The sequence below is a fragment of the Microcoleus asticus IPMA8 genome (genome assembly GCF_013179805.1).
GTDB lineage: Bacteria > Cyanobacteriota > Cyanobacteriia > Cyanobacteriales > Microcoleaceae > Microcoleus > Microcoleus asticus.
Genome location: NZ_SRRZ01000190.1, coordinates 1 through 8,682, shown reverse-complemented (window position 1 = coordinate 8,682; position 8,682 = coordinate 1). Strand labels below are relative to the sequence as shown.

The window sequence follows — 8,682 nt, the reverse complement described above, 5'->3', positions numbered from 1 at the left end:
CAATTGACTCGTAATCTTCCACGCCGGAATCAATGAAGACTAAGGAGCGCAGTGGCAGTTTTTCAAAAGAAGATTGTGAGTTAACTTGAGCAAATGTAGAACTCATATTGGAGACTCCATTAAGGGCATTATTAGTAGATACACCCCGGAGTTATCTCATCAAGCTTATTTGATAACTATGCGATTTTGGCAATTAACTTTTGTATGGATCGAGGTAATCTGAACTGAGGATAACAGAGCCTAATTGCAGTTGGTTCGAGCGGCCGTCAGAAGTTGCGCGAACTTGGTCAATTTCTCTAAGGATAGAGGCATATTTTTGAAGTGCCGAGGTAATTTTCTTGATGCAGTCAGATTCCCCAGCCAAGATTCTGGAAACAAAATATCCACCTTCATTGATGCTGGAGTCCTTGAATACAAAGCTTTTGGATGGGGAATTTGCGTATTCCAAGGCGCGAGTCGTTTCCCTTAAAGAAACCAACATATTGCGTCCTCCAAAAGCGACTTTAGGGGTAGATACAGCATTGGATTCAGAGCTTCTGAAACTGCCAGCGACCTTGTTTATTTCGCTCATTCTTATTTAACCTATCTATCATTTTCCCCTATTTCTGCAGCACTGCCATCCGCGATCGCACGGAATTTACAGCATTTTCCGCTGTTATGAGGTACAATCAAACATAATTGTTGTAGTCAAAGCTAATGAAAGCATATTCCGTCGATCTCCGACAAAAAATAGTGAAGGCACATTTGGCAGAAAAGATGTCAAGCCAGGAAAGTAGCCACCAGGTTTGCTGGAGCGTAAAAGTCTAGTCCAAAAACAGGCACGAGCAAGAACAAACCAAGGGAGATTTACAGCCCAAACAGAGAGGAAAACCCCTATTCAGTCATCTGACGAATGCGGAAGAAGAGGTCAAAGCACTGGTGGCAGATCATCCAGATGCTAATGTAGGTAGAATTGTGTGAATTATTTGCACACAAGACCGGAAATTGGGTAAGTCGGTCGGCAATGTGTCGCTGGTTGCAGAAATTAGGATTAATTCGCAAAAAAAACTTGTTACAGTAACCAAGCCGCGACAGAAAGAGTCCAAAATTTAAGATTGGAGTATTGGGGAAAAATTAAACACATCGAGCCAGAAAACCTCGTATTTTTGGATGAAACCGGGATTTTACGCTCGTTTGAACTGAACTCATGCTCGTTCACAACTGGGAACAAGAGTAACCGAACTTAAACCATTTTATCGAGCTGCAAAAGTTACCGCAATTGGCGCCATTAGTATTAACAAAGTGTTGGCATTAATGACCATGAATAATACTATTTTCCTAAATTCCTGCTACAGATAAACCATCTAATATGAATGGATATCCCGTCAAAGAAGCAATTATTTCGTTAGTCAGCTTTTTTAACTATTTTTGCACTGTCTCTCTCAATTATTCTATACCATCAAATCTCAACCATTTCAATTCTTCCTTGATATATCCCCACAGCCTTTCTAAAAGAAGCAATTATTTCGTTAGTCAGCTTTTTTAACTATTTTTGCACTGTCTCTCTCAATTATTCTATACCATCAAATCTCAACCATTTCAATTCTTCCTTGATATATCCCCACAGCCTTTCTATTGGATTCACTTCCGGACTATAAGCCAGTTGAAACAGTAAAATCACGTTTTCTGGTATACTTAGGGTTAATGAACTATGAAATCCTCCATTGTCTAGTTGAATTATATGCAAATCATCTGGATAAGCGGTGGCAAATAGCTCCAAAAACTTCTCAAAACACACTGTGTTTCGATGCGTAAACTCATAAAAAAATTCCTCTCCTGTTTGAGGTTCTACTACTCCATACAACCACAGATATATAAAGTCAAGAAAGCACTGCTCCGTGAGGCTTAATGCCTTTGCCAGTTAATTTCCTTCAATGAACATTGTGTGTAGCCCCATTCGACTTTCGTCTTGGCTCCAATATCGAATTTTATGCCATTGCTTTAAAAAGCCCTCACTTTGACGAGCGACTGGCTTTTACTAAGGATGGCAGTTTTTTTTTATTCTGCTACTGCACCTTTTTTCTGTTTTTCGCTCACGGGACGCGGCACCTTTAATTTTCCTCCATCGTCGATATCTTGTCCACTGATGTACTGTTCGATATGCCACTTTTACTTCACAGCAACTTGTCAACCATTGATGTACTTCTTTGTAGCTACTAAATCCTTCTGGTTCTTGCAATTGGTTTGATAATCTCTCTACAGTTTCTGGATTCATTATTCAAGGTCGAACCGAACGTGGTTTCTGGAATAATAATTTTTCTATTCCCCCCGCTCGATAGCTAGACAACCATCTTTGTATTGTGGTACGATGTTTTCCTAACCGCACAGCAGCAGATAATACGGTTTCTACAGTTTTGGTCTTGAGCCAATACAGAACTTGCAGTTTTTCGTAGCAAGTCACATCTTTCTCTTTCCTCAGAAAAGCTTTCAGTTCTTCTTCTGTTTCCAGAATTTCAATTTTGACAACTCCTGACATTTTTATTCCTTATATTTGGGTACTAATTCACAAAAAGGACACCTACTAACTGTAGCACTATTTTGGAAAACTGGTATGAGTCAATGGATGGACAGGCATTTGCCGTGTTTATTGAGAAATTTTTATGTCCTCAATTGTGGGCAGGAGCGGTAATAGTGATGGATAATTTACCCGCTCATAAAATAGCATTTATTGTACCGATGATTCAAGCTGTAGGTGCGAGTGTTATTTGTTTATCTCCATACTCTTGCCTATTTTAATCCTATTAAACTTTAACTAATCGAAAGTTGGGGATTTTTTTTCTCAAACCCACATTCCGCAGATGCGATTCATCTTACTGGTATTTTTGAAAAATCAAAACCATCAAACTTTTTTTAGTCTAACTTTTTTAACTTTAATTTCTAGTTTTTCTGAAAATTAGTAGACAATATCTCAAGTTGCATCCCGGTTGTTTTCAGTAACAATAATTTACTCAGTTTATCGGACAATATATTCCAATAATCCAGAGTTTTTGCGACCATAATAATTATTATGTTTGTCAAAATTTATTGCTTGACAAGTATCTAAATTTGACTTCAAATTCCCTTGATTAAATAATCAGATAATATTGACGACAGACAGTTCCTAAACAACAGAGAATTTTTCGATGTTCTACCGTTAAATTGCTCACTTGCTTGTGTCCATTGACTGTTATCAAATGTACTGCCTGAAATACCTGAAATATCCAGCGCATAGTCGGTTTATTTGTTAATTTTTTCACCTGATTCTTGACCGAAATTCCTGAGGATTCTAATTCTTGTCTTAGCTTTCTTTGTGCTAGGGTATAGACCAACAGACACAGTCCCATTATCATGGCAATTGCTTCTACTCTCTGAGGATTTTTCACGAAGACACTTGAAGTAAAAAACAACGGATCTTTCAGGAATCTAAATCCTCTTTCTGTAGATTGTTGGGCTTTGTATTCTTTGAGTACGCTCTCATTACTCAATTCATTCTTGTCGATAATATTTGTTGCTAAAATAAATCTGCCTGCTTGAGTTTTTTCAGCTTCAATTACTTCTAATTTAGCGTCTAATTCACCTGTTACTCGATAATTTATTTGAGTGGGCATTGCCAATTTACTGGGTCTACATGATTGCTCATATTCGGCGGTTTTTTGATATTGAATATTGTTTATTTTATGATATTTGAATGAATTTGATAATTTTTCGAGCGCCATTTTAGCATCGGGCTCACAAGCAAAATTTTGCTGGGATAGCTTGCGTAGAGAGGTTGATGCTTTTTCTTTTTGTTTTTCTACTTGCTTGTTTACTTGTTCAATACTTGATTTTTTCCTCGCTTCACTTTCTACGATTAACCATCTTTGCTTGACTTCTCCATAATCACTTTCTTTTTCGACCATTTTATATCCTGATATTTCACTGTCTGTCCATTGGTGAGCTTCGATATTTAATATTTTATCCTGAGCTGTTTTTATAGTTAAAGGAACTCTAGTTATCCATTTCATTTCTCTCATAGCGATGAGATTATCTTTGGTATATAAGGCACTATCTGCTACATTTACCTATTCAAAAGTCCAGAAGTTTTTGAATTCTTTTAATCGGTCTACAAACACACTTTTGTCATCGATATTTCCTGAATCTATTTTTAAATATAATGGTACATCTCCGTCTCCTGTACAAATCATGTCAACAATAAATTGCTTGAGGTCTGGTCGATGATCCCTCGAATATCCATGTTTGAGTTCTATGGTTTTTATGTCTGATTCCTGCTCAGATTCTTGAATTTTCACTTCTGACTCAATCTTGACTGAATTGACTCCTTTTTCTGACGGCTTTGCGTACTCCCCATGTACATACATTGAAGTTCCATCCAAATGAATGCTATTCATTTTTACTTGAAATTTTTCGGCAGCTTTTATAGCGATCGTTGTAAATAGTTGTGTTGTGCCTGCTGCATAATATTTGTCAATGCTCTGGCTAATCGGTCATCATTTAAATGTGATGGTAATACTCCTTCTCCAATCAGATGTTCTGTTGCTTTCCCGACAAAAAATTGTTCAAATAAGTATAAAGGGGCGCTCAAAAATCCTAATCCATTCAAAATCATTGCTTTCATTACTTGTCCTGGAGTTAGAATTTCTTTTCCTTTGATACCGATTTGTTTATTCACCAATTCTACCAGTTCGATTTCATCAATAATTCCGGCTATTATTCCTAAATGATCTATGTTGAGGACTTTTATTTCGACTGGGGGCTGATTCATGATTTTTTACACCTGTGTTCCCGACTCTATTATATACTTTTGGCAATACTTGAGACCGTTGCTATATGTTGATTTCATGGCTTTATGCCTTCAAATTTAAAACTATTAAATTTGTCTAAATATCTGCGGAATGTGGACTCAAAACATCCCATCGAGCAATTCGGTAACGTCTTGCTGGTCGCGCCCCCGGTTGCCGTCATATATCATGAGAGTGTCAAGCTTTCTGTGCCTGCTGAGTTTCTGAACCTTCCGCACATTCCCATCCGCCACATCCAGGGCTGCCGTAATAGGTGAGTGTCGGATGCGGTGAGGAGACATCTGTTTTTTAATACCAGCATATTCGCTGTGGCGGACAACAATCTTGCGGATACCGTCGTTGATTAACCGATGTCCCGGATTAACCTAATCAAGCGCTGTGAATAAGGGGTCAGTTTCCCCGGCTCGAATTGGTTTAACTTCCAGCCAATCAGCGAGCGCTTGAACCGTCGCTGTCCCAAGTCCACTAATTCCGACGCTCGTGTCGCGTCCCTTACCTCTAATCCGCAAAGTCTTACTGGTTGGGTCAAAATCACGAACACTCAACTGACTAATGTCGTTTCGTCTCAAAGCATTACCCCACAGCAGGCGCAACAAAACATAATCACGCTTCCCAGACGAATTTGTGCGATCGCGCTGTATGACGGTCAGCGAAGGAACGGGCTAATTTTGTCCAGTCCCGTCTTGAACCAAGCGGCGGATGCTGTATTCTACGCCCGTCATCCAGAGCTGGACTACCGCATTAAGAAATACTCCCGACCGATGCAGTAATGCAGTAATTGTGGCGAGCAAACTTTCTGGTATCGGGTCTATCCCGCATTAGAGCGAGCTAGAAAGACACGGACAAGCCAAGATACTCACCCAAGCTGACAGGAGTAAATATCGCCAACATCTACGCTGGTGGCAGGATCACAGAAGCCTGCTGGGTAGAGGCAAATGCCAATAATGCGCTTTTCTCCCAGCTCCTCTTTGACATGGATACCGAAATCGCCGCTGCGAGAAAAATGCCGCGCCCAAACCCAAGCCATCGAACAGGGGATGATGCCAGAATTGTTAACCGAAACAACGAGGATAATTGATAATTAATAATGTCTTCGCTCGTCTGGGACTTTAGCCCTCAAAAAAACTTCTTCATCAACTACTAAATCCAACCAAGCAATATGACCCACTTCGCTATTATTTGTCCGTCAGCCATCGGACATCTTAACCCCATGTGCGCCCTGGGGCGAGAATTACAAAGACGAAACCATCAAGTGACTCTCTTCAGCATTCCCGATATCCGTTCCAAAGTCATAAACTCTGGTTTAAACTTTGAGACTATTGGTGAGACGGAATTCCCGCTCGGCAGCCTAGAACAAAATTATAAACAGTTAGGAGAAATGAGCGGTCTCCTTGCATTTAAGTTTACTATCAGTTGGATAGAAAAAGAAACTGTGATGTTATTGCGAGAACTTCCACAAGCACTAAAAAGCGCTGGTGTAGAAGCGTTGTTAGTAGATCAAATAACAACAGCAGGAAGCACTGTTGCTGATTGCTTAAATCTTCCCTTTGTTACTATTTGCAATGCTCTGTTGGTTAACCGGGAACCCGGTGTTCCCCCTTTCTCCACTGGCTGGAGTTATAGCCCTGCACTGCCGGCGCGCCTGCGAAATCAAGTAGGTAATTTCTTTATAAATCGCCTTACCCAACCAATCCGAGAACTTATCAACCGCCAACGCATTCTATGGAAGTTAGCGCCTTACTCTAGCATGAAGGATTTTTACTCTCCCCTCGCTCAAATCTGCCAATTGCCCCCAGAGTTTGATTTTCCTAGAAAAGAATTGCCCCAGTGGTTTCATTATGTTGGCCCTTTGAAAGACCCCTCTGGTTTAGAACCTGTATCTTTCTCCTCTATTCCTTTTCCTTTTGAAAAATTGACGGGGCAACGTTTGATTTATGCTTCTCTGGGAACTTTGCAAAATCGCAAATGGGAAATTTTTCAAATTATTGCCGAGGCTTGTTTGGGGAACGGCGCACAAATAGTCATATCTCTAGGAAACCCTAATATCCAAGATTTCGCTCTCGATTTACCGGGTTCACCTTTAGTGGTTCCCTACGCTCCTCACCAACAGTTAATCGAAAAAGCAGCTCTAGTTATTACTCACGCTGGGATGAATACTACTTTGGCAGCTTTAAGCAGCGGCGTCCCTCTTGTGGCTGTTCCTATTACTAACGAACAGCCCGGTATCGCGAGTCGTATCGCCAGAACTGGTGCAGGTGAGGTCGTACCTCTGGTACGCCTAAACGTTCCTCGGTTGCGCGATGTTATCCGTCTCGTGTTAGCAGGGGATTCTTACAAACAGAATGCCCTCCGGTTACAAGATACTATTCGTCTTGCAGGCGGTGTGACTCGCGCTGCGGATATTATCGAACAAGCAGTTTCTACGGGTCAGCCTGTTAAAGCTGGCGTTCGCTAACCCAAAAAACCCGGTAGTACACCAAATTCTCTTTATCTCCGAGCTATTGGCGACCTTAAAAGAGCCGCCGGTATTAATAAGAAATACCCCCAACCGATGCAGTAATGCAGTATTTGCGGCAAACTTTCTGGTATCGGGTCGAGTATAGAACCCATTTGAGATCTTTTGATGATCCCCGCAGCAGGTGATCTACTCATAGCCGGCGATCTACTCACAGCCGGCGGGCTCATAGCAGTCGATTGCCTGCTGTGAGCTGTTTGTTGAGGTTTTGGGGTTTAAAGCTTAGCCTGGAAAGGTTTTCAAGTTGATTGTCCCCGCTGACGCTCGTTGATGTAAAATTACCATCAAAACACTCTCTCTGGCGATGCCGTACTCTACTAATCTCACAGATGCTGAATGGGAAGTTTTGTCACCCTTACTCTCTCAAATATTGCCGCTAAAAAAGAAAACTCGACCCCCTAACTGGACTCAAAGAGAAATTTTAAATGGCATCGCCCGACCGACTCAAGAATGGTTGCAATTGCGCAGACGCGACCATTAGATTTACCTCCCTACTCAACCGTATATTGGCATTACAAACAGTGGCGCTCTCAAGGTGTGCTTGAAGAGTTGATGAGGGTCTTACATTCGAGCGTCCGATTGCAAGTAAAAAAAACCGAAGTGGACTACATTGATGATGATCGATTCACAGGCAGTTAAAAATACCTGTAATGCCAGTATTGCATCGCTCATGTTATTGTTTTTACAAATCAACCAATGGTATTAAAAGACATCTAGCGGTTGATACGCGGTCGTTTCCATTTTTAGAGGATGTTTGAAAAGTGGGGGCTGTGGTAAAAAAGCTCACAAAGCTTAAGCTGAAATTGAAGATACCAGCACCTTGTGAGCGAACGACTAAAGCATATCCTAGCAATCTTACTTGGGAACAGTGGGAATTGATTGCACAAGAGTTTCCAGAAGCTTGCGCCTGGTCGTCGTCCACGTACAGTAGCTTTATTTGCCGTCGTTAATGCCATTCTCTATGTACTTTGCCAGGGATGCACTTGGCGGGCATTACCAGGAGATTTTCCGGCTTGGTCTACAGTTTATAGTTATTTTCGGCAATGGCAAAAAGATGGGACTTGGCTACAGGTGCATGACAAACTTTACCAGTGGGTTAGGGTGAGTGCAGGGCGTGACCCGAGTCCATCAGAAGCAGCAGTTGATAGCCAGTCGGTGGAAATAGCAACCATGATCTCCCTGGATGTCGGTGATGATGCAGGTAAAAAGATACACGGACGCAAACGCCATCTAAGTGTGGATTTACTCGGGTTAGTTTTAACTGTAGTTTAGACTAACCAAAGATGAGAACGGTGGCCAAAGAAGAACTAGAGCCACCGCGCCAGGAGAGAATGAGGGTGAAAAAGAAAA

Annotated in this window: 8 protein-coding genes and 2 pseudogenes; 5 read left to right on the top strand and 5 right to left on the bottom strand. The window is 41.3% G+C overall.

Going from position 1 to position 8,682, the window contains the following annotated elements; all coding sequences use genetic code 11:
* Positions 1 to 193: 193 nt before the first annotated feature.
* From E5S67_RS29895 to E5S67_RS29885, 3 genes are all read right to left on the bottom strand, one after another.
* Complete coding sequence (locus E5S67_RS29895; RefSeq protein WP_172192802.1) at positions 194 to 481, bottom strand: hypothetical protein; 288 nt, start codon at positions 479 to 481, stop codon at positions 194 to 196.
* A 1,068-nt stretch (positions 482 to 1,549) separates the two neighbouring features.
* Entirely contained in the window at positions 1,550 to 1,843 is a 294-nt protein-coding gene (locus tag E5S67_RS29890) for a transposase (RefSeq protein WP_172192800.1), read from the bottom strand.
* A gap of 414 nt (positions 1,844 to 2,257) precedes the next feature.
* The gene (locus E5S67_RS29885; RefSeq protein WP_172192798.1) at positions 2,258 to 2,515 is read right to left on the bottom strand and encodes a helix-turn-helix domain-containing protein; all 258 of its coding nucleotides are present in this window, start codon (positions 2,513 to 2,515) and stop codon (positions 2,258 to 2,260) included.
* 62 nt (positions 2,516 to 2,577) lie between these two features.
* Here E5S67_RS29885 and E5S67_RS29880 point away from each other — a divergent pair, with 62 nt between their 5' ends.
* Positions 2,578 to 2,775, top strand: coding sequence for a transposase (locus E5S67_RS29880; RefSeq protein WP_281363595.1), 198 nt, complete (start codon positions 2,578 to 2,580; stop codon positions 2,773 to 2,775).
* 329 nt (positions 2,776 to 3,104) lie between these two features.
* Here E5S67_RS29880 and E5S67_RS29875 read toward each other — a convergent pair.
* A pseudogene (locus E5S67_RS29875) lies at positions 3,105 to 4,780 on the bottom strand (IS1634 family transposase).
* Positions 4,781 to 4,918: 138 nt separating this feature from the next.
* Positions 4,919 to 5,410 (bottom strand): annotated as a pseudogene (locus E5S67_RS33755) (tyrosine-type recombinase/integrase).
* Between the two features lie 342 nt (positions 5,411 to 5,752).
* Between E5S67_RS33755 and E5S67_RS29865 the strand changes: the two are divergent.
* The 4 genes from E5S67_RS29865 (at position 5,753) to E5S67_RS29850 (ending at position 8,604) form a co-directional block, all read left to right on the top strand.
* Positions 5,753 to 5,902, top strand: coding sequence for a hypothetical protein (locus E5S67_RS29865; protein WP_172192794.1), 150 nt, complete (start codon positions 5,753 to 5,755; stop codon positions 5,900 to 5,902).
* Between the two features lie 74 nt (positions 5,903 to 5,976).
* The gene (locus E5S67_RS29860; RefSeq protein ID WP_172192792.1) at positions 5,977 to 7,272 is read left to right on the top strand and encodes a glycosyltransferase; all 1,296 of its coding nucleotides are present in this window, start codon (positions 5,977 to 5,979) and stop codon (positions 7,270 to 7,272) included.
* A gap of 364 nt (positions 7,273 to 7,636) precedes the next feature.
* On the top strand, positions 7,637 to 7,813 hold the full coding sequence (locus E5S67_RS29855) for a hypothetical protein (RefSeq protein WP_172192790.1): 177 nt from the start codon (positions 7,637 to 7,639) through the stop codon (positions 7,811 to 7,813).
* A 398-nt stretch (positions 7,814 to 8,211) separates the two neighbouring features.
* Complete coding sequence (locus E5S67_RS29850; protein WP_216670804.1) at positions 8,212 to 8,604, top strand: transposase; 393 nt, start codon at positions 8,212 to 8,214, stop codon at positions 8,602 to 8,604.
* Positions 8,605 to 8,682 lie beyond the last annotated feature (78 nt).

Coding starts and splice junctions, on each gene's coding strand:
- E5S67_RS29895 (WP_172192802.1), bottom strand. CDS start 481: ATGTTGGTTTCTTTAAGGGAAACGACTCGCGCCTTGGAATACGCAAAT.
- E5S67_RS29885 (WP_172192798.1), bottom strand. CDS start 2,515: ATGTCAGGAGTTGTCAAAATTGAAATTCTGGAAACAGAAGAAGAACTG.
- E5S67_RS29865 (WP_172192794.1), top strand. CDS start 5,753: ATGCCAATAATGCGCTTTTCTCCCAGCTCCTCTTTGACATGGATACCG.
- E5S67_RS29860 (WP_172192792.1), top strand. CDS start 5,977: ATGACCCACTTCGCTATTATTTGTCCGTCAGCCATCGGACATCTTAAC.
- E5S67_RS29855 (WP_172192790.1), top strand. CDS start 7,637: ATGCCGTACTCTACTAATCTCACAGATGCTGAATGGGAAGTTTTGTCA.